General features: G+C 70.4%; 23 protein-coding genes and 1 tRNA gene. 5 read left to right on the forward strand and 19 right to left on the reverse strand.

Translation table 11 applies throughout. The features are described 5' to 3' along the window. Positions 1-174: 174 nt before the first annotated feature. From ABWO84_RS13390 to ABWO84_RS13435, 10 genes are all read right to left on the reverse strand, one after another. A complete protein-coding gene (locus ABWO84_RS13390) occupies positions 175-702 on the reverse strand; it encodes a DUF2716 domain-containing protein (protein ID WP_353115353.1) in 528 nt (175 codons plus the stop codon). Between the two features lie 9 nt (positions 703-711). Further along, positions 712-927 (reverse strand): hypothetical protein, encoded by a 216-nt coding sequence (locus ABWO84_RS13395; protein ID WP_353115355.1) that lies wholly within the window; start codon positions 925-927, stop codon positions 712-714. Between the two features lie 120 nt (positions 928-1,047). Then, entirely contained in the window at positions 1,048-1,758 is a 711-nt protein-coding gene (locus ABWO84_RS13400; RefSeq protein ID WP_353115357.1) for a type II secretion system F family protein, read from the reverse strand. Further along, positions 1,727-1,987 carry a hypothetical protein gene (locus ABWO84_RS13405; protein ID WP_353115359.1) on the reverse strand — a complete coding sequence of 87 codons (261 nt, stop codon included), beginning with the start codon at positions 1,985-1,987 and terminating at the stop codon, positions 1,727-1,729. The genes ABWO84_RS13400 and ABWO84_RS13405 overlap by 32 nt, the downstream gene beginning before the upstream one ends. Further along, on the reverse strand, positions 1,984-2,841 hold the full coding sequence (locus ABWO84_RS13410; protein WP_353115361.1) for a type II secretion system F family protein: 858 nt from the start codon (positions 2,839-2,841) through the stop codon (positions 1,984-1,986). Before ABWO84_RS13410 ends, ABWO84_RS13405 begins: the two co-directional genes overlap by 4 nt. After that, a complete protein-coding gene (locus ABWO84_RS13415; protein WP_353115363.1) occupies positions 2,838-3,977 on the reverse strand; it encodes a TadA family conjugal transfer-associated ATPase in 1,140 nt (379 codons plus the stop codon). The genes ABWO84_RS13410 and ABWO84_RS13415 overlap by 4 nt, the downstream gene beginning before the upstream one ends. Positions 3,978-4,038: 61 nt before the next feature. Then, entirely contained in the window at positions 4,039-4,830 is a 792-nt protein-coding gene (locus ABWO84_RS13420) for a carbohydrate ABC transporter permease (protein WP_353115365.1), read from the reverse strand. Continuing rightward, positions 4,830-5,786 carry a carbohydrate ABC transporter permease gene (locus tag ABWO84_RS13425; RefSeq protein ID WP_353115367.1) on the reverse strand — a complete coding sequence of 319 codons (957 nt, stop codon included), beginning with the start codon at positions 5,784-5,786 and terminating at the stop codon, positions 4,830-4,832. The genes ABWO84_RS13420 and ABWO84_RS13425 overlap by 1 nt, the downstream gene beginning before the upstream one ends. Positions 5,787-5,835: 49 nt before the next feature. Further along, positions 5,836-7,158 carry an ABC transporter substrate-binding protein gene (locus ABWO84_RS13430; protein ID WP_353115369.1) on the reverse strand — a complete coding sequence of 441 codons (1,323 nt, stop codon included), beginning with the start codon at positions 7,156-7,158 and terminating at the stop codon, positions 5,836-5,838. A 44-nt stretch (positions 7,159-7,202) separates the two neighbouring features. Next, positions 7,203-8,732 (reverse strand): ADP-ribosylglycohydrolase family protein, encoded by a 1,530-nt coding sequence (locus ABWO84_RS13435; RefSeq protein WP_353115371.1) that lies wholly within the window; start codon positions 8,730-8,732, stop codon positions 7,203-7,205. Between the two features lie 172 nt (positions 8,733-8,904). On the opposite strand from ABWO84_RS13435, the gene ABWO84_RS13440 reads away from it, so the two are divergent. Further along, complete coding sequence (locus ABWO84_RS13440) at positions 8,905-11,385, forward strand: hypothetical protein (protein WP_353115373.1); 2,481 nt, start codon at positions 8,905-8,907, stop codon at positions 11,383-11,385. Positions 11,386-11,457: 72 nt separating this feature from the next. Here ABWO84_RS13440 and ABWO84_RS13445 read toward each other — a convergent pair whose 3' ends face one another. Next, positions 11,458-12,474 carry a LacI family DNA-binding transcriptional regulator gene (locus tag ABWO84_RS13445; protein WP_353115375.1) on the reverse strand — a complete coding sequence of 339 codons (1,017 nt, stop codon included), beginning with the start codon at positions 12,472-12,474 and terminating at the stop codon, positions 11,458-11,460. Between the two features lie 135 nt (positions 12,475-12,609). On the opposite strand from ABWO84_RS13445, the gene ABWO84_RS13450 reads away from it, so the two are divergent. After that, a tRNA-Leu gene (locus ABWO84_RS13450) sits at positions 12,610-12,691 on the forward strand. A gap of 51 nt (positions 12,692-12,742) precedes the next feature. Next, positions 12,743-13,414, forward strand: coding sequence for a DedA family protein (locus tag ABWO84_RS13455; RefSeq protein WP_353115377.1), 672 nt, complete (start codon positions 12,743-12,745; stop codon positions 13,412-13,414). A 15-nt stretch (positions 13,415-13,429) separates the two neighbouring features. Here ABWO84_RS13455 and ku read toward each other — a convergent pair whose 3' ends face one another. After that, on the reverse strand, positions 13,430-14,239 hold the full coding sequence (gene ku, locus ABWO84_RS13460; protein WP_353115379.1) for a non-homologous end joining protein Ku: 810 nt from the start codon (positions 14,237-14,239) through the stop codon (positions 13,430-13,432). Between the two features lie 45 nt (positions 14,240-14,284). Between ku and ligD the strand changes: the two genes are divergently transcribed. Continuing rightward, positions 14,285-16,222: a non-homologous end-joining DNA ligase gene (gene ligD, locus ABWO84_RS13465; RefSeq protein WP_353115381.1), complete on the forward strand. Its 1,938-nt coding sequence runs from the start codon at positions 14,285-14,287 to the stop codon at positions 16,220-16,222. Positions 16,223-16,225: 3 nt separating this feature from the next. Here ligD and ABWO84_RS13470 read toward each other — a convergent pair whose 3' ends face one another. From ABWO84_RS13470 to murI, 4 genes are all read right to left on the reverse strand, one after another. Next, positions 16,226-17,149 (reverse strand): cation diffusion facilitator family transporter, encoded by a 924-nt coding sequence (locus ABWO84_RS13470; protein WP_353115383.1) that lies wholly within the window; start codon positions 17,147-17,149, stop codon positions 16,226-16,228. 85 nt (positions 17,150-17,234) lie between these two features. Continuing rightward, entirely contained in the window at positions 17,235-17,834 is a 600-nt protein-coding gene (gene rdgB, locus ABWO84_RS13475; RefSeq protein ID WP_353115385.1) for an RdgB/HAM1 family non-canonical purine NTP pyrophosphatase, read from the reverse strand. Next, positions 17,831-18,565, reverse strand: a complete 735-nt coding sequence (rph, locus tag ABWO84_RS13480; RefSeq protein WP_353115387.1) for a ribonuclease PH — start codon at positions 18,563-18,565, stop codon at positions 17,831-17,833. Before rph ends, rdgB begins: the two co-directional genes overlap by 4 nt. A gap of 20 nt (positions 18,566-18,585) precedes the next feature. Beyond that, positions 18,586-19,428: a glutamate racemase gene (gene murI, locus ABWO84_RS13485; protein WP_353115389.1), complete on the reverse strand. Its 843-nt coding sequence runs from the start codon at positions 19,426-19,428 to the stop codon at positions 18,586-18,588. Positions 19,429-19,516: 88 nt separating this feature from the next. Here murI and ABWO84_RS13490 point away from each other — a divergent pair, with 88 nt between their 5' ends. Further along, a complete protein-coding gene (locus ABWO84_RS13490; RefSeq protein ID WP_353115391.1) occupies positions 19,517-20,428 on the forward strand; it encodes a sugar kinase in 912 nt (303 codons plus the stop codon). A 6-nt stretch (positions 20,429-20,434) separates the two neighbouring features. Here the strand turns inward: ABWO84_RS13490 and ABWO84_RS13495 are convergent, their stop codons facing one another. From ABWO84_RS13495 to ABWO84_RS13505, 3 genes are read right to left on the reverse strand one after another with little or no spacing between them, the layout of a single operon-like run. Next, positions 20,435-21,304: a MurR/RpiR family transcriptional regulator gene (locus ABWO84_RS13495; RefSeq protein WP_353115393.1), complete on the reverse strand. Its 870-nt coding sequence runs from the start codon at positions 21,302-21,304 to the stop codon at positions 20,435-20,437. Continuing rightward, positions 21,301-22,275 (reverse strand): N-acetylmuramic acid 6-phosphate etherase, encoded by a 975-nt coding sequence (gene murQ / locus ABWO84_RS13500; protein WP_353115395.1) that lies wholly within the window; start codon positions 22,273-22,275, stop codon positions 21,301-21,303. The genes ABWO84_RS13495 and murQ overlap by 4 nt, the downstream gene beginning before the upstream one ends. Next, positions 22,272-23,426 (reverse strand): anhydro-N-acetylmuramic acid kinase, encoded by a 1,155-nt coding sequence (locus ABWO84_RS13505; protein ID WP_353115397.1) that lies wholly within the window; start codon positions 23,424-23,426, stop codon positions 22,272-22,274. Before ABWO84_RS13505 ends, murQ begins: the two co-directional genes overlap by 4 nt. Position 23,427 lies beyond the last annotated feature (1 nt).

Genomic DNA, 23,427 nt, shown 5'->3' on the forward strand with positions numbered 1-23,427 from the left:
AGGCCCGCCGTCATCAGCGTCACGAGCACCCAGCCGGGGACGTCCCCGCTCTCGTCGTCGGCGAAGTCCTGGATTCTCGTCGCCCAGCGACGGGCCGCGGTGAGGTTCATGCCGACGAGTATGTCGGTTCCCACCGCCAGGCCCCGGAAGTTATCCACAGGGCCGGCGCATCGGTCATCCGGCGGCCGGGGCCTCGTCCTGCTGCTCGCGCATCACCGGGAGCCAGGTGCGCAGCTCGGCGCCGAGTATCCGCGCCATCCGGCGGCCGAACACGCAGAGCGAGTTCTCCCACGGATGCCCGAAGGTCCCCTCGGACAGATCGGGCGTGGCATAGATGTAGTAGTCGCCGTCCGGCACCACCGTCGGGATCGGCGGGAGATCGTCCGGCCCGGCGGCCGGGACAGCGGGGCTGAGCCGATAGCCGTGATGCTGCCAGTCGAGGACGAGCAGCTCGACGTCCTCGCCGAAGGCCGCGAGGAACGCGCGCCGTGCCGAGGCCTCGACGGCGCCGATCGCCGCGTCGGCGTACCCGGGGCCTCCCGCGCTCCGGAGCCCGCTGAGATCGAACGTCACCGACGGCGCCGGCTCTCGGATCGACCGCGCCGGGCGCCCACCGCTCGGAGCGAAGTCGAATCGACGGTCGAAGTCGTCCCAGGCGGCGTCGTTCTCGTCGTCCCGGAGTCGGCGCCATGCTCCGATCATCGGCCCGGGCTATCCCGCGGTCGTGGAGGACGAGGCGTCGCCACCGGCCGCCCGAGCGGCGGCGGGCCGTCGCGCGCGTCGCCATGCGATCGCCACCACGGGCGCACCGGCGCAGACCACCATGACCGCCGCCGACGTCCACCCGTTGACGAAGAAGGCACCGATGCTCGCCCCGACGACGATCACCGCCCCGATGAGATCCCGCGTCCGCCCGTTTCCGCGCATGGGGACACCGTAGCAGCCCCGTGAACGTGAGCAGGGGCTCTCTCGACCGCCGTCCGCGGTCTGGTCGTTCATGACGGCGCGGATCCGGGTCGCGCTCCTCCGTGCGGCGTTCGGCGACGATCACCCGATGCCGAGACGCAGGATGAAGAGACCGGGATAGACGGCGAAGAGCACCGAGAGCGGCAGGATCAGGAAGACCAGCGGCAGGAGCATCAGGATCTCCTTCCGCCCGGCCTGCTCGATGAGCACCCTCTTCGCCTCCTCGCGCGCATCGATCGCCTGCGCGTGCAGCACGGCCGCCAGCGGAGCGCCCTGCTCGATCGCCGCGATGAGCTGATCCGCTGCTCTCGACAACGGCGGCAGGCTCAACCGCGACGACATGTCGCTCAACGCGTCGGCGAGCGGCGATCCGGTGCGCACGGCGAGCACGACGCTCCTCAGCTCGGCGGTCAGCTCGCCGGTGCCGATCTCGGAGACGCGTCGGAGGGCGTCGAGCAGGGTCTCCCCCGCCGAGAGGCAGAGCCCGAGGAACTCGAGCATCGTCGGCAGCTCATCCGCGAGACGGGCGCGGCGCGCCTTCGCCCTGGTGGCGAGCTGCATGTCGTAGGCGGTGGCCGCGCCGGCCGCGAGGATCACGGGGAGCAGCACACCGGGGATCGTGAGCCTGCCCGCGACGGCGAGCACCACGACGATGAGCGCCCCGGTGGTCAGGCCGGCGATGCCCCAGCCGAGCTGCCGCGCCCGGAACCGCGACGGCTCCTGCACGGAGCCCGCCTGCGAGAGCCTCCGGCGCAGCGCCTCACCGCCGCCGAGCCATCCTGTCGAGGGCACGCGACGCGCGGTCCCGCCATCGCCGCGCGCCGACCGGAAGCACCCCCGCCGTGGGGAGCGTGCCGGCGGGGAGCCGGTCGTCTGCGACGGCATCGCGCACATGGGGCGCGATCCTCCGGTCGAGCGGCAGGGCGCGCCAGCGCGGAAGGGCCGAGAGCACGCAGAGGAGACCTCCCGCGAACGCGCCGCCGAGCAGCACCGCGATCGCGGCGTCCGTCGCGGTGCTCATCCGAACCACCTCGACGGCTCCGGGAGACGACCGATCCGCACCATGATCCGGTACGCGACGACGGAGACGCCGGCGCCGGCGCAGATCACGAGCACCCCCTCCGGAGTGGCGTAAGCGGTGGCCCCCTCCGGGCGCATGACCAGCAGGGCGAGGATCACCCACGGCGCGACGGTGCCGAGCACGGCGGCGCCGCGGATCCACGACTGCCGCGCCTCGACCTCCCCCCGGAGGGCCGCGTCCGCCCGCACCGATGCCGACAGCGCACGCAGCACCGAGGTCAGCTCCGTGCCGCCCACCTGCCGCGCCATCCGGAGGGTCTCGACGATCCTGTCGGCGATCGGATCGGCGAGCGCCGCCTTGAGGCGGTCCAGGCTCGTCTCGAAGCGGCCGCTCGCCCGGAGGTCGCGGGCGAACACGGCGAAGGCCGCGCGCACCGAGGACGGCGCCGAGTCGCCGAGCGATGCCACCGCGTCCGGGAGCGAGAGCCCGACGCGAATCGCCGCGACCAGGAGGTCGCACACGTCCGGCCACACCTGTCTGCGCGCCTTCCGCAGCCGCAGCCGCCTGCCGCGGAGGAAGGGGATCGGGGCCGCGGCGCCCGCGGCCCCGGCGAGCAGCGCCAGCACCGGCAGGGCGGAGACGAGCCAGGCGGTCGCGGCGGACAGCGCCCCGGCGCCGAGCATGACCGCGAGGAGCATGCGGGGAGCGACGCGACCGAACCCTCCTTCCTCGAGCAGCCGGGCGAGCACGCCGTGCCGGGGCGGTCGCAGCGCCCTCTCCCGCGGCGGCCACAGCCACGGCGACGCGGTGAGCACGGCTCCTGCGGCGAGCATCGCGCCGAGCAGGAGGGTCACGCCGCATCCCGTGCGAAGACGCGTCGCGTGAGGATGCGACCCTCCCGCACCTCGCCCGTGGGCGCGACGATCTCGGCGACATGCCTGCTGCCGTCGGCGGCGCGACGGCAGTGGACGACGAGCGAGACGGAGGAGGCGAGGGCGGGGGCGATGAACGCGCGGTCGATGTTGCGTCCGGCGAGCAGCGGCAGCATGCACAGCTTGTCGAGCGCCTCCGCGGCGGAGTTCGCGTGCACCGTGCCCGCTCCGGGGATGCCGGTGTTGAGGGCGAGCACGAGGTCGAGCGCCTCCGCGTCGCGCACCTCGCCCACCACCAGCCGCTCCGGACGCATCCGCAGCGCCTCCTTGACGAGCCGGCGCAGGGTGATCTCACCGGTGCCCTCGAGGCTCGCCTGCCGTCCCTGCAGCGCCACGACGTCGGGGCCTTCCACCGCCAGCTCGAACGTCTCCTCCACGGTGATGATGCGCTGACGATCCGCGCAGGAGGCGAGCAGCGCCGCGAGCAGGGTGGTCTTCCCCGCGTGCGTCGCCCCGGACACGATGACGCTACGCCCGTCGACGAGGGCGCGGTGCAGCAGCTCGGCGACCTCGCCGGGCATGCTCCCGCCTGCGACGAGCGCGTCCAGAGAGCGATGGCGGCGCCCGAACTTCCTGATGTTCACCGCCCACGACCCCCGGACCACGTCGGCGATCGCCACGTGCAGCCGGGAGCCGTCGGGCAGCGATGCGTCGACGAACGGCTGGCTGATGTCGACCCGTCGGCCCGTCGAGTGCAGCATCCTCTCGACGAGGTCGCGGACGACGCCGTCGGTGAGGGGCAGGTCGACGCGCATCGTCGCGCCTCCGCGCGAGAGGAACACCCGATCCGGCGCGTTGATCCAGATCTCCTCGATCTCGGGATCGTCCAGCAGCGGCTGGAGCACGCCGAAGCCGCCGACCTGCGCGAGCACTTCTCGCACGCAGCCCGCCTCGTCGTCGATCAGCGCCTCGCCGCGGGCCATGGCGAGATCGTTGTGCCGGCGCACCTCGGACTGGGCGACGCGCATCGCCTGTTCCGGCGCCACGGTCGGGTCCGTGCTCTCCTGCCGCAGACGACGTCGCACGCGCTCCGCAACCAGCATCGAGGGATGACTCACCCCGGCATCGTGCCAGAGGCCGCCGATCGGCCCCGGAAGTTATCCACAGCCGGGATGCGACCTACTTGATCGCGCCCGCGCTGACGCCCTTCTCGAAGAAGCGCTGCAGCAGCAGGTACGTCACCACCACGGGCAGGCAGATCAGCACCAGCGCCGCGAAGATCTTCGGCTGGTCGGAGCCGTAGGTGCTCGTGAAGTAGAGCGGGATCGTCGTCACGGTCTGCATCGACTCGTCCTGCAGGAACAGCAGGGGCAGGAAGAACTCGTTCCATGCCTGCAGGAACGACCACACGATGATGACCGCCGTGATCGGCTTGGCCAGGGGGATGACGACGCGCAGAAGCGTGCCGAACGACGTGCAGCCGTCGATCTGCGCGGCCTCGAGCACCTCGTCGGGGATCGAGGACATGTAGTTGCGCGCGAGCAGCAGGGTGAACGGGACGATCGTCGTCGCCAGCGGCAGGATCACGGCCAGGTAGTTGTTGAACAGGCCGAAGCGGTCGACCATGATGAACAGCGGCACGATGAGCGCGATCGTCGGCAGCACGAGCCCGACGAGGATCGCGGTGAAGACCAGCTTCTTGCCGCGGAAGCGGAGCTTCCCGAACGCGTAGCCCGCGAGCATCGTGCAGACGTAGACGAGGGCGATGACCCCGGCGGAGATGATCGCGGAGTTGATCGTCGACCGCAGCAGCGGCGTCTGGGTGATCACGGCGCTGTAGTTGGCGAGGAATCCCGCTCCCTCGAAGGACTTCGACACCATGGCGACGAGCGGGAAGAGGAAGGGGATGACCAGCAGGGTCGCGACGATCTGCGCGATCCATCGGGTGGCGCGGGTGGGGCGCTCGAACATCAGTCTTCTCCCATCCGGTAGACGCGCAGCTGCACCGCTGTCAGCGCGAGGGCGAGCACCAGCAGCACGACGGACAGCGCCGCGGAGTAGCCCGCGTGATAGCGCTCCACGATCTGGCTGTAGATGTACGTGGTCAGGAACTCCGTGCTCCTGCCCGGCCCGCCTCCGGTGGTGAGATACACGACGTCGAACGTCTTCAACGCCCCGATGCACCCGGTCAGCGCGAGCGTGGCGTGCGTGCCGGAGAGCTGAGGCACGAGGATGTGCCGCACGGTGCGCCAGAAACCCGCGCCGTCGATCGCCGCGGCGTCGAAGGTGTTCTGGTCGAGTTGCGAGATCGCCGCCTGGTAGAGCAGGAAGCTGAAACCGGTCCACTGCCAGACGTTGATCGCGCAGATCGCGAGGAGGGCGAACCTCGGATCGGCGAGCCAGGCGGTGTCCGCTGCGCCGAGGCCGAGGAAGCGGAGGGTCTGGTTGAACTGCCCGTCGGTGTTGAGGATCTCGCGGAAGGCGGTGGCGATCGCGGCAGGGGCGAGCACCACCGGCACGAACATGACGACGCTGTAGATCGCCCGCCCGCGGACCGCCTTGCCGCTGAGCAGCACGGCCATCGTCAGCCCGAGGACCATCTGCACGACGATGGTGACCACTCCGAACACCGCGACGTGTCCGAGGGAGCCCCAGAAGACGGGGTCGGCGGCGATGTCGAGGAAGTTCTGAAAGCCGACCCCGCGAGGCGCGTCGTCGATGCCGTTCCAGTCGAGCGTGCTCACCCAGCCCGTGTAGCCGATGCCGACGTAGACGATGCCCACCACGAGGATGAGAGCCGGCAGGATGTAGAGCCACGGGGCCAGCGAGGCGCGCCTGCGCCGGGACCGTCCCGAGGACGCGTCCGTCCGCGGCCGCGGCCCGGTGGGACGCTCCGCCGTCGGCGGCGCGAGTGTCTGAGTCGTCATGTGCGTGGCCGGTCCCGTCTCTGCGCCGGGACCGGCTCCCTTCCTCGGATCAGCGTGCGCCGTCGATCGCGGCCTGGACGGATGCGGCGGCGTCCTTCGAACTCATCTGCCCGGAGGCCACCGACGAGAGGGCCTGGCCGAGGGCGGAGGCGACGTCGGCATCCGCGATCTGACGCGGGCCGATGAGCTTCGCGAACTGTGCGGCCTGTTCGTCGAGAGCCGGCTGCTGCAGCTCGGGGGCGACGAGATCGTCGCTCGTCACCGGGATGGAGGCCAGGGCGGGCTGGTCGAGCGCCGAGGCGATCATCGTCTGCGCGGTCTTGCTCGTCGTGAACCACTTGACGAAGGTGAACGCCGCGTCCCGGTGCGTGCTCTTCGCGGAGATCGCCCAACCGGCGGGCGCCCCGAAGAGACGTCCGGTCTCCTTCGCTCCCCCGACCACGTCGGGGAAAGCGATCGGAAGGAACACCTGGTCGACGATCTGCTCGCCGTAGGTCTCGACGGAGTTCTTCAGGCGCGTCTTCGTCATGTGGTCGTTGTTCCACGTGCCGAACGCGATGGTCGCCGCCTTGCCCTTGTTGAAGAGGTCGTTGGCGTCGGGGTACTGCGTCATGCCGAGCGCCCCGCGCTGCATGATGCCGTCGTCGAAGAGGCCCTTCCAGGCGTCGAAGGCACGCACCATCTCCGGGGTGTCGAACTTCTGCTTCCCGTCGAACGCCTCGTAGACCGCCCCCGGGTCGATCTGGTTCGCGATCGCCTGGAACACGTCGAGGTTCACCCAGGCGTCCTTGGCGCCCTGCACGAAGCAGGTGACGCCCTTGGCCTCGACCTTGGCGCACATGTCCTTCCACTCCGCCAGGTTCGTCGGGGGCGTGGCGCCTGCGGCGTCCAAGATGTTCTTGTTGTACCAGATCAGCCCCCCGCCGCCCATCTTCCACGGCAGCGAGACCTGCTTGTCGTCGACGGCCAGCTGATCGGTGCCGAGCAGCTGCTTCTGCCAGTCCGCACCGATCTCCTTCTCCGCCAGCGGTGCGAGATCGAGGGTCAGCGGGGCGAACTGCTCGGACATCGCCCCCGGCTCGATGCCGAACACGTCCGGCCCGGAGTCCGACTTCGCCGCGAGCCGGACCGCGTTCTCGTAGTCGCTGTACTGGATGAAGCGGAACACGACCTTGATGTCGGGGTTCTCCGCCTCGAAGGCATCGATCCACTTCTGGTAGTTGGAGTTGTCCGGATCCCACGACCACCAGTTCACGGTGGTCTTGCCGTCGGCCGACTCGGCCGGCTGGGATCCGCAGGCCGTCAGGCCCACTGCGCCGATGGCGGCGATCACGGCGAATCCCGCGACCGCTCTGGTCTTCCTGCTGAACATCTTCGTTCTCCGTCTGTGTCGTGTCGGGTATGACGTCTGTCGGGTCAGTGGACGGCCGGGGCCGGATGGAAGGCGTGCTCGATCCAGAGCGCGCTGGGCAGCTCGACGAGTCCGATGACCCAGTCGGCGTGCGCACGATGCGCGGGCGGTCGCTTTACGGCGATGCTCAGGGTGTGCTCTCCCTCGGGCATCTCGAAGTCGATGAACTGCCCGACGGGCGCCATGTGCGGAGCGGGGAAGAAGAGCGAGCTCCCCTGCGCGCCGTGCAGGAAGGCACCGTCGAGCCAGATGCGGTAGTCCTCCGTGCAGTTGAACATCAACCTTACGGCAGAGCGTCCCCGCCCGTTCACCCGGAACGTGAGCATCATCAGGCGGTCGTGGAAGTCCTCCCGTGCCATCGACACCACCGTCCCCGGCACTGTCGACGGCTCCGTCTCGACCTCCGGCAGCGCCGATCCGATCGGAGGCAGCTCCGACTGGTCGCGGACGTCCCAGCGTCCCGTCGTCGTGTTGAAGTGCCCGATCCCCACCGGGATGCGGTGCGCGTCGGGATCGAACGGCGTCGGCTCGACGACCGGGGCCGTTCGGGGCAGCCGGGCGCCGAGGTCGACCACCAGATCGGTGAACTCCGCGATCGTCGGCGGGGAGTCGAGGTCGCGGATCTCCTCGTTCAGCACCAGCTCGTCGCCGATCGGCGCCAGCCACTCCGCGCCGATCGACGCGGGGTCGAGGATGCCGAGCAGGGCGCCGATCGACGCCGTCGAGCTGTCACAGTCCTGGCCCGAGTTGTTCGTGATCCGGATGCGCTCGGAGAAGTCCGCCCCCATCAGCCATCCGAGGATCACGAATCCGGTGTTCGGCCGGACGTCGGTGAAGTCCTGGCGTCCGTACTTCTCCATGATGAGCGCCTGCACCTCGCGCCAGTCGTCCGCTGCGGCGACCCATCGTCGGGTGTCCTCGACGACCGACGCGATTCCACTGTCGGCCGGGATCCCGGCGAGGGCGATGTCGATGAGTGTGTCGGGATCGGACTCGACGAATGCGGCCGACTGCAGTCTCGCCAGGAACTGCGCGGCGACGATCCCGTCGCCCGCGTGGTCGAAGCAGGCGTCCTCGTACGCGTAGGCGGCGGCGAGGTCCGGGTCCCCCGGGGCGAGACAGGCCCAGAGCTCGGAACGGATGGCCGCGCCCTCACCGCAGGTGAACCAGTTGTCGAAGGATCCCGTGTACGGGGGGACGATGCCCTCGGCCTGGTTCCGCATCGCCACGCCGTACTCGTTCCAGGGGAAGTCGACGTGGCGTCGCCACGCCTCGGCGAGCACGTGACGGTCGACGGCGGGCGCCTCCATGCGCGCCAGCACACAGGCGTAGACGACCTGGAGGTCGAGGTCGTCGTTCGGCACCATCTCGGTGGGCACCGGCACGTAGAACTCGGCGTCGAGCGGACCGCTCAGCCCCTCGAAGGTCTGCCCGAGCGTCCCGCCGACGGCCTTGCCCCGCCAGCATCCGAGGATCTTCCGACGGAGCATCTCGGTGTCCGGCCCGGTGCTCGGGAGGGTGCTGCTGAGTGTCACGGTGCCTCTTCGCAAATCAGTGGTGAACAAGTTCACTGATCATGACACATGAAACTTGCGCGCCGCAAGCCCTTCGATCAGGACGCAGGAAATTCGATCAAGTTCCTTGCGCGCTCGCCGCAGACGCTGCCATCCTGACCATTGAACCTGTTCACCACAATCGAAGGCGATCATGAACATCAGCAGACAGGCCCCTCCCCTGCGGTCGCGCTCTCGTTGGGCGCTCCTCGCAGCCATCGCGCTCGCCGTCTCCCTGCTCGGCGGCGCACTCGGCGCCCCCATGCGGAGCAGCGCGGACACCGGCACGATCCGCACCTGGAGCCCGCCGGCCGGCACGGCCGCGAACCCGGACTACTCGGTGTCCGTCCGCGCCGGCAGCGGCGCCTGGACCGATCTCTTCACCTACCGCGTGAAGCTCGGCCACCAGGACGGAAGCACCTTCGACGCCTCGATGGTCAACTTCGACTTCTCCGGCACGATCGAGGTGCGCGTCACGTTCGCCGCGGCGACGCTCAGCAGCTACGACATCCGTCCGACTTCGTACGGGATCTCCGGGACGAAGTCGGGCAACTCGGTCACCTTCTCCCTCTCGCAGAAGGCGGACGCCCCTCGGAAGGTGGTCTTCCGCGCGAACGGGGACTGGGAGCAGCACACGCTCCACATCCTGACCGCCGCACCGGAGACGGACGCCCCCGACCCCACGGCGCCCAACGTCTTCGTGGTGCAGCCCGGCCAGGCGGCGCCCTTCCAGCTCCCCGCGGGCAAGGACACCTACTACTTCGCTCCCGGCGCGCACACCCTCCCGCGCGGGATGTGGGCCGAGTTCGACCTCGGCGCCGAGTATCCGCTCGACAGGATCCAGCTGGCGCAGTCCACGTTCAAGATCGGCATCGGGATGACGCCGACCGCGTACCCGAACAAGTTCACCGTCGAGACCAAACGCACGGCCGCCGACCCCTATCAGCTGGTCGTCGACGGCACCGGCAACACACAGACCGGTGAGGTCACGAAGACCTTCGCGCCGAAGACCGCCCGCTACGTCCGCCTGAACCTCCTCGGGAGCAGCACCGCGACCGGCTTCCAGTTCTCGAACGCCGTATCGGAGTTCCGCGCCTTCGCCGGCGCGTCCGCCAATCTCGCGCAGGGGCACGCCGCCGCCGGCGCGACCCCCGACTTCTTCGCCCTGGCCGACGGCAGCACGGCGACCGCATACGCCTCCGCCAGCGGGTACGGCAACTGGCACGCCGGTGAGACGTTCTTCATCCGGGAATCGTCGACGGTGTACCTCGCACCGGGTTCGGTGGTCCACGGCGCCTTCGCGTCCGACGGGGTGAGCGACATCACGATCCGGGGTCGCGGCATCCTCGACGGCAGCACCTTGACGCACGACGTCGCCGGCCAGGGCGAGGTCCGCACCGGCGCCGTCTGGCTCACGGGCGGACATGACAACACCGTCGAGGGGATCACGATCCTCGACTCCACGATGTGGACCGTTGTGATGAACTTCGCCACCCGGCCCGTCGTGCGCGACATCAACATCCTCGCCTATGAGGTCAACGCCGACGGGATCCACTTCAGCGGATCGTCCGGCGGACTCGTCAGCGGCGTGTTCATCCGCACGCCGGACGACAGCATCGTGATGTACCACTACGGCCCCGGCCACGACAACACCTTCACCCGGAGCGTGTTCTGGGGCGACGACGCGCACATCTTCCTCTTCGGGCTCGGCACCGTTCCGAACGCCCCGATCAGCGATCTCACGATCAGCGACAACGACATCCTCAACCAGCGCGGCGTCTACGACCTGGACAAGTTCAACGGGGTGATGAAGGTGTGGCCGAACGGCGGCAACCACACTTCGCGCATCACCTTCTCCGACATCCGGATCGATGCGTTCCGCGAGCCGGCGAAGGCGGCGGTCTTCCAGTTGCGCACCGATGAGCGCTTCGCCGGCGAGGGCGGCGGCACGATCTCGGACGTCACGATGTCCGGCATCCGCGTGGCCGGCACGGGAGAGCGGGCCTCCAAGATCGCGGGCACCGGCGCGATCGACGGCGTCCACATCTCCGCCTACACGAGAGGGGCGACCACGGTCACCGACACCTCGAACGGGAACATCGCGATCACCGGGGTCGTCTCCGACGTCACGATCGACGGCGCGACGGTTCCCACCGCGCCCCCGTCGACGCTGCGGAACACGGGGTTCGAAGCCCCGTCGATGCCCGGATCTTTCCAGTACTCGCCCGCAGGATCCGGCTGGACCTTCTACAACGAGGCCGGAATCGCGGCGAACGGCAGCCTGTTCGGCGTCGGGCTCTACGGGGCCGCGAACGCTCCGCAGGGAACGCAGGTCGGATTCGTGCAGAAGAGGGGACGGTTCGAGCAGAGCTTCGGCGGAGCACCCGTCGGGCAGACGTACCGCGTGAAGTTCCTCCTCGCCGCACGCCCCGGCGACACGACGCCTCAGGCCGTCACCGTCACCTTCGACGGGACGGTTCTCGGGACCTACACGCCGGGCGGCACCTCCTACACGGAGTTCACGACGCCGCCCATCACGCAGGGCGGCGGAACCCACACGATCGGGTTCACCGGGACGACGGATGCCGACCGCACCGCGTTCGTCGATGACGTCCGACTGATCCCGGGCGCCTAGCTCGATCGCCGAGGAAGAGGGAGAGGGGGAGGGCCACGGCTCTCCCCCTCTCCCTCTCTCACTCTCCTCATCTCAGACCGGCGGCGCCGCCGTCGACGAACGGACGACGAGCTCCGGCTCGAAGGACCTCGTGCGTCCGGCGGCGCTCTCCCCCGCGGCGAGCGCGAGCACGAGCTCCGCCGCAGCCCTTCCGAGCTCGTACTGGGGCTGATGGACGGTGGTGAGCGGAACGGGCGCCATCGCCGCCCCGTCGATGTCGTCGTAGCCGATGACCGAGAACCGCCCGGGGACGGATATCCCGCGCTGGAGCAGCACCGACTGCAGGGTCAGCGCGATGAGGTCGTTCGCGCAGAAGGCGGCCGTGACCTCGGAGACGCCGTCGGCGATCCGCTCCGCGACCTCCCGTCGCGCCGTCGTCGAGTTGCCCTCGGCCGTGACCCGTCGCAGCCGCGAACGATCGATGCCGTACTCGTCATAGGCGCGGAGGCAACCGAGGTAGCGGTCGTCGATCTGCGGTTCGGCGCCCGGCCCCCCGACGAAGACGATGTCGCGGTGTCCGAGGGAGAGCAGGTGCCTCATCGCCAGGTAGCCGCCATGGGTGTTCTCCACGTCGATCCCCGGGAAGCCGAACCCGTGGCTGCCGCCGCCCAGCAGCACCACGGGGGCGCCGCTGGCTTCCAGCCGCCGGAGGGCGGTCTCGCCCGCGCTCATCGCCATCACGACGGCCCCGACGACGCGCATCTCGGACAGCACCCGCGCGTAGTGCTCCTCACGATCGGGGTCGCCGTCGGTGTTGCAGGTGACCACGACGTGCCGGGCGCCGATCGCGACGTCCTCGATCCCGCGCGAGACCTCGACGAGAAACGGATTGCCGGAGTCGGGGATGAGGAACGCGATCGCATGGCTGCGCCCGCCGCGCATCACCCGGACGCCGGCATTGGGGATGAAGCCCAGCTGCTCGATCGCCGATTCGATGCGCTCCCGCGTCTCGGGAGCGATCGGCTTGTTGTCGTTGAGGTAGTTGGACACCGTGCCCAACGACACCTCTGCGAGCCGCGCGACCTCGCGGATGGTCGCTCTCCGCGTCATGGGCTCCCCCGTCGTGCTGTTCCGGCCAACCAGGCGGTGCCCGTCAGCCTAGTCGAGAAGCGGCCTCCGTCCCGGCCCGGACTGCGGGCTGATCCCCAGATTGGGGCGGGTTCCGGTCAGTAGACTTGACGGGACGCGGGAGTGGTGGAATTGGCAGACACGCAGGATTTAGGTTCCTGTGCCCCTGGGCGTGTGGGTTCAAGTCCCACCTTCCGCACGGACGATGCACCGCATCGTACGATCACGGCCGCCTGAACGACGGGAACCCATGCACCACGCCGCTCTGATCCCCTGGCTCGACCCCGCCCACATCATCGAGGTCGCCGGCCCCTGGGCGCTGCTCGTGGTGTGCCTCATCATCTTCGCCGAGACCGGCCTGCTGATCGGGTTCCTCCTCCCCGGCGACACACTGCTGATCATCGCGGGTCTGCTGACCCACACGAGCAACGTGTTCGGCGTGAACATCTGGTGGGTCACGCTGCTCATCGCCCTCGCCGCGTTCGTCGGCGGGGAAGTCGGCTATCTCATCGGCCACAAGGCCGGACCGGCGATCTTCGAACGCAAGGACTCCGGGCTGTTCAGCAAGAAGAACGTCGACCGCACCAACGCGTTCTTCGAGCGCTTCGGCGGGCTGACGGTGATCCTCGCGCGCTTCGTGCCGATCGTCCGCACCTTCGCCCCGGTCGCCGCCGGCGTCGGCCACATGCCCTGGAAGCGCTATTCGCTGTACAACCTCATCGGCGCGCTGCTCTGGGGCTTCGGGCTCACGATGATCGGCTACCTCATCGCCTACATCCCGTGGATCCGCAACCTGGTCGTGCAGTACATCGACCTGATCCTGCTCGCGGCGGTGCTCGGCACCGCGCTGGTGACCCTCGGGCACTACGTGATCGAGCGCGTCAAGGCGAAGAGGGAAGTACCGGCCGAAACCGCCGAGTGAGCGCAGGGGCGCCGCTCAGCCGGCGTCCTTCGCCCGTGCGGCCTTCGAGCGCTCGACGCTGGCGCGCAGCGCCTCCATCAGATCGATGACCTCGCCGCCCTTCGCGGAGGAGTCCGTCTCGCCGAACGTCTCCGCCGCGTCGAAGGTGTCGCCCGCCTCGATCTTCGCGTCGATCAGCGTGCGCAGTTCCTTCTGGTATTCGTCCACGAACGCCTCGGGATCGAAGTCGCCCGAGTAGCTCTCGACGAGCGAGGCGGAGAGCTCCAGCTCCTTCTCGGTGATCGTGACGTCCTCCCCGAGCACGGGGAAGTCCGCGTCGCGCACCTCGTCCGCCCACAGCAGCGTCTGCAGCACGAGGACGTCTCCGCGCACTCTCAGCGCCGCGAGACGGGTCTTCTGCCGCAGGGTGAAGCGCACGATCGCCGTGCGGTCGGTCTGCTCCAGGGTCTTGCGGAGCAGCACGTAGGCCTTCGGCGACTTCGAGTCGGGCTCCAGGTAGTAGGGCTTGTCGAGCGTCAGCAGGTCGACCTGATCGGATGGCACGAACTCGACGACGTCGATCTCCCGGCTCTTCTCCGCCGGAAGGGCGGCCAGGTCCTCCTTGGTGAGGACGACGGTCTGCCCCTCCTCGACGTAGGCGCGGTCGATGTCGGCGTAGGCGATCGTCTCTCCGCACACCTCGCAGGTGCGCTGGTAGCGGATGCGCCCGCCGTCCTTGTCGTGCACCTGATGCAACGGCACGTCGTGGTCCTCGGTCGCCGAGTACACCTTCACGGGCACGTTCACCAGTCCGAAGGTCAGGGCGCCCTTCCAGATCGTCCTCATCGCACCAGTACACACCAGTCACACCCGCCCCGCTACTCTTGCCCCATGGCAGCCGGGCAGATCGTGCAGATCGACGGCCGCCGCCTGCGCATCACCAATCTCGACAAGGTCGTCTACCCGGAGTCCGGGACGACGAAAGGCGAGGTGATCTCCTACGTCACCCGGGTCGCTCCGGTGATGCTCCCGCAATTGCGCGGGCGCCCGGTCACCCGCAAACGCTGGGTCGAGGGAGTCGGCACCGCGGACGCGCCGGGCTCGGCGTTCTTCGCCAAGCAGCTCGAGCCCGGAGCCCCCGACTGGGTGCGCCGGATGCCCATCGAGCACTCCGACGGGGTGAAGGACTATCCGCTCGCGGAGGACCTTCCGACGCTCGTCTGGATGGCGCAGATCGCCGCGCTGGAACTGCACGTGCCGCAGTGGCGGTTCACCCCCGCCGGACGGCCGGGCAGGCCCGACCGCCTCGTGCTCGACCTCGACCCCGGACCGGGCGCCGGCCTCGCCGACTGCGCCGAGGTCGCGCGCCTCCTGCGAAACCTGCTCTCCGGTATGGGGCTCGATCCGGTACCGGTCACCAGCGGCAGCAAGGGCGTCCACCTCTATGCGAGCCTGCCGACCGACGACGCCGGGCAGGGCCTCCAGACGAGCGAGCAGATCTCCGCCGTCGCGAAGGAGCTCGCGCGCATCGTGGAGTCCGATCATCCCCGGCTCGCGACGAGCACCATGGCGAAGGCGGTCCGCACGGGACGGGTGTTCATCGACTGGAGCCAGAACAACGGCAGGAAGACGACGATCGCGCCCTATTCGCTCCGCGGCCGGGCCCGTCCGTGGGTCGCGGCGCCCCGCACCTGGGAGGAGCTGGACGATCCCGCCCTGGCCCAGCTGGATCTCACGGAGGTCCTCGCGCGCGTGACGGCCGGGATCGATCCCCTCTCACAGCTCGCCGCCGCACCGCCGCCGACTCCCCCGGTCGCCGTCCCCGGGCGCACCAGGGAACGCGTGCGCGCCGCAGCTCCGACCGCGCCGTCCCCCGCCACGATCACCCCGATGCTCGCAGAGCCGGGGACGGCAGGACGCGCCCGCGCCTACGGATGGGCGGAGATCAAATGGGACGGGATCCGGGCGATCGGCACGTGGACCGGCGGCCGCCTCTCCCTCCACGCCCGGAGCGGAATCGACATCACCGCCCGGTATCCGGAGCTGACCGCCGACGGCGCACCGCGCCTCCCGGCGGAGGAAGCCGTCATCGACGGCGAGATCGTCGCATTCGACGCCGACGGCATCCCCAGCTTCACGCGCCTGCAGGATCGGATGCACCTCACCCGCGCCCGGGAGATCGAGCGCGAAGTCGTGCGCACGCCGATCGTCTACCTGCTCTTCGACCTGCTGCACCTGAACGGCCACGACCTCACCGGACTCCCCCTGCGCCAGCGCCGGGAGCTGCTCGAGCAGGTGGCGGCCGACCTCGACGCCCCGGTGCGTGTCTCGCCGGTGTTCGACGACGTCGACGCCGCGCTGGCCGCGAGCCGCGAGCACGGCCTCGAGGGGGTCATGGCGAAGCGCCCGGAATCGCCCTACCGCCCGGGCGCCCGCTCCTCCGACTGGCTCAAGCTCAAGCTCACCCGCATGCAGGAGGCGGTGATCGTCGGCATCCGTCCCGGCAAGGGCGACCGCGCCGGCACGATCGGCTCCCTCCTGCTCGCCGTGCCGCGCGGAGGGGTGCTGCGCTACGCGGGCCGCGTCGGCACCGGATTCAGCGACCGGGCGCTGCGCGACCTGCTGCAGCTCCTCACGCCCCTGCGCACCGACGTCCCGCCGCTGGGCGACGTCCCCGCGGACGACGCCTCGGACGCGCTCTGGGTGCGACCGGAGATCGTCGGCGAGGTCGAGTTCGCCAACTGGACCCCGGGCGGCATCGTGCGCCATGCGCGCTGGCGGGGACTCCGTCCCGACAAGGCTCCCGACGACGTGCGCATCGAGGGCTGACCGTCAGGCGTGGGTCGCCTCGCAGTCGGCGCTGCCAGCCGGCTCCACCTGGAACGTCGAGTGCTCCACGTCGAAATGGTCCGCGAGACAGGCCTGAAGCTCGGCGAGCAGCGCAGCCGACCGTCCCTCCTCGAGCAGCGACGGCTGGACGGTGACGTGCGCGGTGAAGACCGGGGCGCCACGGGTGAGCTGCCAGACGTGGACGTCGTGCACGTCGACCACGCCCTCGAACGCCGCGAGGTGCGTGCGGATCTCGCTGACCGCCGTCCCCTTCGGCGCCGACTCGGCGAGCACCGAGAACACCTCGCGCAGCAGCACGATCGCCCGGGGGATGATCATCACCGCGATGAACAGCGATGCGATCGCGTCGGCGGGCATCCAGCCGGTGGTGACGATGACGATCGCCGCGACGATCACCGCGGCGGACCCGATCAGGTCCCCCATGACCTCGAGATAGGCGCCGCGCACGTTGATGCTGGACTTCTGCGCCGCGCTGAGCAGCCACATCGACACCGCGTTCGCGATCAGACCGATGATCGCGATCACGAGCATGAACGGGCCCTTGACCTCGACGTCCGAGGGGTGGAGCAGCCGAGAGACGCCCTCGAACGCGACGATCGCGGCCAGCACGATGAGGATGATCGCGTTGATCAGCGCGCCGAACACCTCGGCCCGCTGATAGCCGAACGTCCGACGGTCGTCTGCCGGACGGGCGGCGACGATGCTCGCGATCAGCGCGATCACGAGCGCCGAGGAGTCGGTGAACATGTGCGCCGCGTCGGCGAGCAGGGCGAGGGAGCCGCTGAGGATCGCCCCGACGATCTGCACCACCATGACGGTGGCGGTGATCGTCAGGGAGAGGGTGAGCAGGCGACGGTTCCCCGACCCCCTGATGCCTCCGGCAGGCGCGTGCGCGTGATCGTGCATGTTTCAAGGCTAGGCCGGAGAATCGCCGTTCGTGGCCGATTTCCCTAGTCGGGAACGGTAACGAAAACCACTCTCATCAAGCGGCTCAGACCTCGGCGAGCAGGGGCGCGAGCTCCGCGAACGCGCGGGCGCGATGCGACTGCGCCTGCTTCTCCTCGTCGGAGTACTCCCCCACCGATCGCTCGGCTCCGGCGGGCTGCCCCTCCGGGATGAAGATCGGGTCGTAGCCGAAGCCGCCCCCGCCCGAGGGTGCGTGGGCGAGCCGGCCGGGCCAGGCGCCCTCCACCACGTGCTCCGTCCCACCGGGGAGGACGAGGGCGATCACCGAGGTGAAGTGCGCGGAGCGATGCGGGTCGGCGATGTCTCGCAGCTGGTCGAGCAGCAGCTCGAGGTTCGCCACGGCGTCCTTCTTCTGCCCGGCCCAGTACGCCGAGAAGACGCCCGGTGAGCCGCCGAGCACGTCGACGCAGATCCCCGAGTCGTCTGCGAGCGCCGCGAGTCCCGTGTGCTCGGCCGCGGCACGCGCCTTGATGAGCGCGTTCTCGGCGAACGTCACGCCATCCTCGATCGGCTCGGGGCCGTCGTAGCCGACGATCTCGAGATCCGGACGGGTCTGCGCGACGATCTGCTGGAACTCGGCGACCTTGTGCGGGTTGTGGGTGGCGAGGACGACCTTCATCCTCATGCCCCCAGCGCCGCGAGCTGCTGCTCCCGGAGCGATGCGCATCCCGCGACGCCCAGCTCGAGGAGCGCGTCGAGCTCGCGCTTGTCGAAGGGCGCGCCCTCGGCGGTGCCCTGCACCTCGACGAACAGCCCGCGCCCGGTGACGACGACGTTCATGTCGGTCTCCGCGCGGACGTCCTCGACGTATGCCAGATCGAGCATGGGCTCGCCGTCGATGATCCCCACCGACACGGCGGAGACGGAGTCGAGCAGCGGCGTGGAGTTCCTGCCGATGAACTTCTTCTCCCGACCCCATTCGATGGCGTCGGCGAGGGCCACGTAAGCCCCCGTGATCGCCGCGGTGCGGGTGCCCCCGTCGGCCTGCAGCACGTCGCAGTCGATGACGATGGTGTTCTCGCCGAGCGCCTTCGTGTCGACCACGGCACGCAGCGCGCGTCCGATGAGCCGCGAGATCTCATGCGTACGCCCGCCGACCCTCCCCTTCACGCTCTCCCGGTCGTTGCGGGTGTTCGTGGCACGGGGAAGCATCGCGTACTCGGCCGTCACCCACCCCTTCCCCTTGCCGGTGAGCCAGCGGGGCACGCCGTTGGTGAACGACGCGGTGCAGAGCACCTTCGTCCCTCCGAAGCTGATGAGCGCCGACCCCTCGGCCTGGGCGCTCCAACCGCGCTCGATCGTGATCTCGCGGAGCTGGTCGACGGCGCGCCCATCGGCGCGGACGGTGTCTGACATGGGTGTCCTCTCGGGTGCGATCATCCCTGGTCGGCGAACGCCGACAGGTCGGGCAGGGTGATGACGCCGGTCTGCACGAGCTGCACGTCGCGCACCTCCCGGCCCATCAGGCGGTTCGCGAGCGCGGTGAAGTCGTCGGCGGAGTCGCCGGTCGCCTCGTACACGTCGGTGGGGGCGGCGTCGGGCGAGGCGAGGAGGTCGCCCCGCACCAGCTGGCGGTAGACGTCCGCGGCCGTCTCGTCGTCGCTGGACACCAGACTCACGCCGTCGCCCATCACATAGCTGATGGCGCCGCGGAGGAACGGGTAGTGGGTGCAGCCGAGCACGAGGGTGTCGACACCGGCGCCGCGCAGCGGAGCGAGGTACTCCTCGGCCACCGCGAGCACCTCGGGCGTCCCGGTGATCCCCGCCTCGACGAACTCCACAAAACGCGGGCAGGCGGCGGTGAACACCTGCAGCCGCTCATTGACCTCGAGCATGTCCTGGTAGGCGCGCGAACCGATCGTGCCGACGGTGCCGATGACGCCGATCCTGCCGTTGCGGGTCGTCGACACGGCCCGGCGCACGGCGGGGCCGATCACCTCGACCACCGGAACGTCGTACCGCTCCCTCGCATCGCGCAGCATCGCGGCCGAGGCGGTGTTGCAGGCGATCACGAGCATCTTGACGCCCTGTTCGACGAGGGTGTCGAGCACCTCGAGCGAATAGCGCCGCACATCGGCGATCGCCTTGGGGCCGTACGGCGAATGCGCGGTGTCGCCGATGTAGACGATCGATTCCTGGGGCAGCTGGGCCCGGACCGCCCGCGCGACGGTGAGCCCGCCGACACCGGAGTCGAAGATGCCGATCGGCGCGTCGTTCATGATCCTCAAGCCTAGCCTCGCCCCGCGCGATCGGCCGCGAGCGCCCGCCGATTGCACCCACGCCACGCGGACCCATAGGGTCGAGATCGTGCCCGACACTCCCGAGATCACCGCGGTCGGGGTGGGCGAAGGACTGGTCGTCTTCGTCCCCGAGCCGCCCGCCTCCCTCGTCACGGCCGAGACGTTCACGCGATCGCTCGGCGGCGCCGAGCTGAATGTCGCGATCGCGCTCGAGCTCGCCGACGTCCGGTCGGCCGTCGTTTCCCGCGTCGGCGACGACGGGTTCGGCGCGTTCATCGTCGACGAGCTCGCCCGTCGCGGCGTGGACGTGCGCGCGATCGAGAGGGATGCCGATGCTCCGACCGGCCTCTATGTGAAGGACGTCGCCGGCACCGGCGAGACCCGGATGCACTACTACCGGGCCGACTCGGCCGGCAGCCGCCTGTCACGACGGACGCTGACGTCTCCCGCCGCCCGGGAGGTGCTGGGCCGAGCGCGCATCGTGCACACCTCGGGCGTGACGTCCGCGCTGTCGGATGCCGCCCTCGACGCCCAGCGGATGCTCTTCGAAGAGGACCGTCCCGACCGGATCCGCTCCTTCAGCGTGCACTGGCGGCCGGCTCTCTGGCGCGGGCGCGAGGATGAGGGCCGGGCCGTGCTGGCCGGGCTCGCGCGCAAGGCGGACGTGGTGTTCCTCTCGGACGAGGACGCTCGCACGGTCTTCGGCACGGCCGGGGCCGATGACCTGCGCACCGCGCTCCCCGAGCCGCGCCACCTCGTGGTCATGCACGGGACGTGCGCGACGGCCTTCGACGGCGAGGCTCGGGCCGAGGCCCCGCCGATCGACTTCACCCTCGTCGAGCCGACGGGGGCGGGCGACGCCTTCGCCGCCGGATTCCTCGCCGGCCTCGTGCACGGGCTCTCCCTCTCCGGGTCCCTGGCCCGCGCGAACCGGCTCGCGACCAGGGCGATGGCGAGCACCCGCGACCACCTGGGCTGAGCCCGGTCAGCCCTTCGGGGCGTTGTGGCGGTCGATGACCTCGCGAGTGCGTCGCAGCACGTCGCGCGCGAAGTCGGTGCGCGCCTGCACGATCCGCGTGAACACGATGTCGACGACGGCGAGCTGCGCGATCCGGCTCGCGGTCGCTCCGATCCGGAACGGCGACTCCCTGGCCTTCGTCAGCAGCACCCAGTCGGCGTGGCGGGTGATCGGCGACTCCGGGGCGTTGGTGATGGCGATCGTGGCGGCCCCTCCGTCGCGGGCGAGCGCCAGCGGCTCGATGACCTCCCTGGTCGTCCCGCCGTGCGAGATCCCCACCGCCACGTCACCGGGACGCCGCTGCGCCGCCTGCACGAGCGCGAAGTGCACGTCCGGCGCATGCCAGGCGGTCATCCCGATGCGGGCGAGCTTGAGGTGCAGGTCCGAGGCCGCGAGCGCGGACGCCCCCACGGCGAAGATGTCGGTGGAGCCCGAAGAGCCCAGCAGGCCCGCGACTGCGTCGATCGCGGCGGCGTCGAGCCCGTGCGCGGTCTGCTCGATCGCGCGCATCTCCTGGTAGGCGATCTTGGCGGCGACGCTCTCCGCCGCATCGTCGGCCAGCACGTCGTCCTGATCGAGTCCGAAGCGCTCGCGCTCGGCGCTCTCCCTGCTCAGCGCCTGCGCGAGCTCGAGGCGGAACTGCCGGTACCCGCTGAAGCCGAGGGTCTGGGCGAAGCGCGCGACCGTGGCGGGCGAGGTCTCGCAGAGCACCGCGAGATCGGTGATCGTGAGGTCGACGACGATGGTCGGGTCGGCGACGATCCGGCGCGCGAGGCGCGTCTCGGCGGCGCTCAGTCCCGTCGGATCTCTGCGCAGCGCCGCCAGCGGATCAGTCACGCGTCCTCGGCTCCTCCCGGCGCTCCCCCGGCCTGCGCCGACGATACCGCGCGAAGGGCGCCGAGCGCAGCCCGCGGACGCCCGTGCGCCGCGTCGAGAGCCGCGCGCGCCGACGCGACGTCCGTCCCGGTCGATGCGATGAGGATCGCGACCTTCGCCGAGCCGTCCGCGGCGGTCAGCGCGGCGGACGCGGTCACGGGGTCGCAGCCGCTGGCGCTCATGACGATGCGCTCGGCACGGACGCGGAGCTTCTCATTCGTCGACCTCACGTCGACCATGAGGTTCCCCAGCACCTTGCCGTCCTGCACCATCGCGAGAGTGGAGAGGGTGTTGAGGACGAGCTTCTGCGCGGTCCCGGCCTTGAGGCGGGTCGACCCCGCGACGACCTCCGGGCCGACCTCGACCTCGATCGCGACGTCCACCCCTGCGGAGATCTCGGCGTGGACATTGCACGCGAGCGAGATCGTGAAGGCCCCGGCGGCCTGCGCGCGGCCGAGCGCCCCGACGACATAGGGCGTGCGCCCCGACGCCGAGACGCCCACGACGGCGTCGTCCGCGCCGACGCCGATCGCGTCGAGCGCCGCGGCGCCCGCGTCAGCATCGTCTTCGGCGTTCTCCACGGCGTTGCGCAGGGCCTGGTCGCCTCCGGCGATGAGGCCGAGCACCTCCTGCGGATCCGTGCCGTAGGTGGGCGGGATCTCGCTCGCGTCGAGCACGCCCATCCGCCCGGCCGTCCCCGCGCCGATGTAGATCAGCCGCCCGCCCCGGGCCCTCCGCGCGACGATCCCGTCGACCGCCGCGGTGAGCTCCGCCTGGCGTGCGGCGACGGCCTGCGCGGCCTCCACGCCCTGCGCCGCCATGAGCGCGACCTGATCCGTCGTCGTGAGCGTGTCGAGTCCGGCGTATCGCGGATCGACCTCCTCGGTCGCGAGCGTGCTCAGCTCGGCGCGAAGTTCGTCGTGGGTGCTCATCGGCGGATCTCCAGTCGTGTGAAGGGGGGACGCGGCTGCGGCAGGACGAGCGGCGCGGGGCCGGGGGTGATCCGTCCTGCCACCCGCGGAGACGGCGTCGTCAGGGAGACCGGGATCCCGTGCCAGGACAGCACGCCCAGCACGGCGAACATCAGGTTCTCCCGGGAGTCGGGATCGATCCCGCGCTCCGAGCTCGATGCGACGGTCACGCCCTGTGCCCAGAAGGCGAGGCGGCGCATGAGCACGGGGTTGTGCACACCGCCGCCGGAGAGCACGGCCTCGGCCGCGCCGCTCTCCACGAGGGCGGTGCCGAGGCTCCATGCGGTCAGCTCGACCAGGGTGGCGGCGAGGTCGGCGTCGGACGGAACGGGACCGTCGAGCCGGACGATCGCCTCGTCGACGAGCGCGAGAGAGAACTCGTGGCGCCCGGTGGTCTTCGGAGCCGGGCGGGAGAAGTACGGATGGGTCTGCAGGAGGCCGAGCAGCTCCCCGTGCACCGCGCCCCCGGCGGCGAGCGCGCCGTTCCGGTCGTACCCTTCGACGCCCGCCGTCGTCCGCTCCACGAGAGCGTCGATCAGCGCATTGCCGGGCCCGGTGTCCCAGGCCCGCACGGTCCCGTCCGGATGGACGACCTGCACGTTCGCGATCCCGCCGATGTTCGCGGTCGCGATCGGCCGCCCACCGTCCGCGGCATCCGCTCCGAGCCACAGCCGGTCGAGCACCGCCATGAGCGGGGCGCCCTCCCCGCCCGCGGCGATGTCGGCGTGCCGGACGTGCGAGATCACCGGGCACCCCGCGGCCTCGGCGATCAGCGAGGGCTCGCCGAGCTGCATGGTGCCGCGGATGCGTCCGCCGTCGGCCCAGTGGTAGAGCGTCTGCCCGTGCGAGACCACGAGGTCGAGGTCCCCGGATCCGGCGACGGCGTCCGCGAAGGCCTCACCGAGGCGGGTGTCGAGCGCGCACCAGGCCGCGGCGTCGAGGGCGGTGCCGTGCGCCGCATCGATGATGTCGCGGCGCAGCCCGACCTCCCAGGGCACGGTGCGCCAGACGACGGGCGTGACCGCGAGCAGGTCGCCGTCCGCCTCCGCATCCACGACGAGCACGTCGATGCCGTCCGCGGAGGTTCCGGACTGGAGCGCGCACACCCTCATG

It is taken from the genome of Microbacterium sp., from assembly GCF_040394595.1.
In the GTDB taxonomy this organism is placed as follows: Bacteria; Actinomycetota; Actinomycetes; order Actinomycetales; family Microbacteriaceae; genus Microbacterium.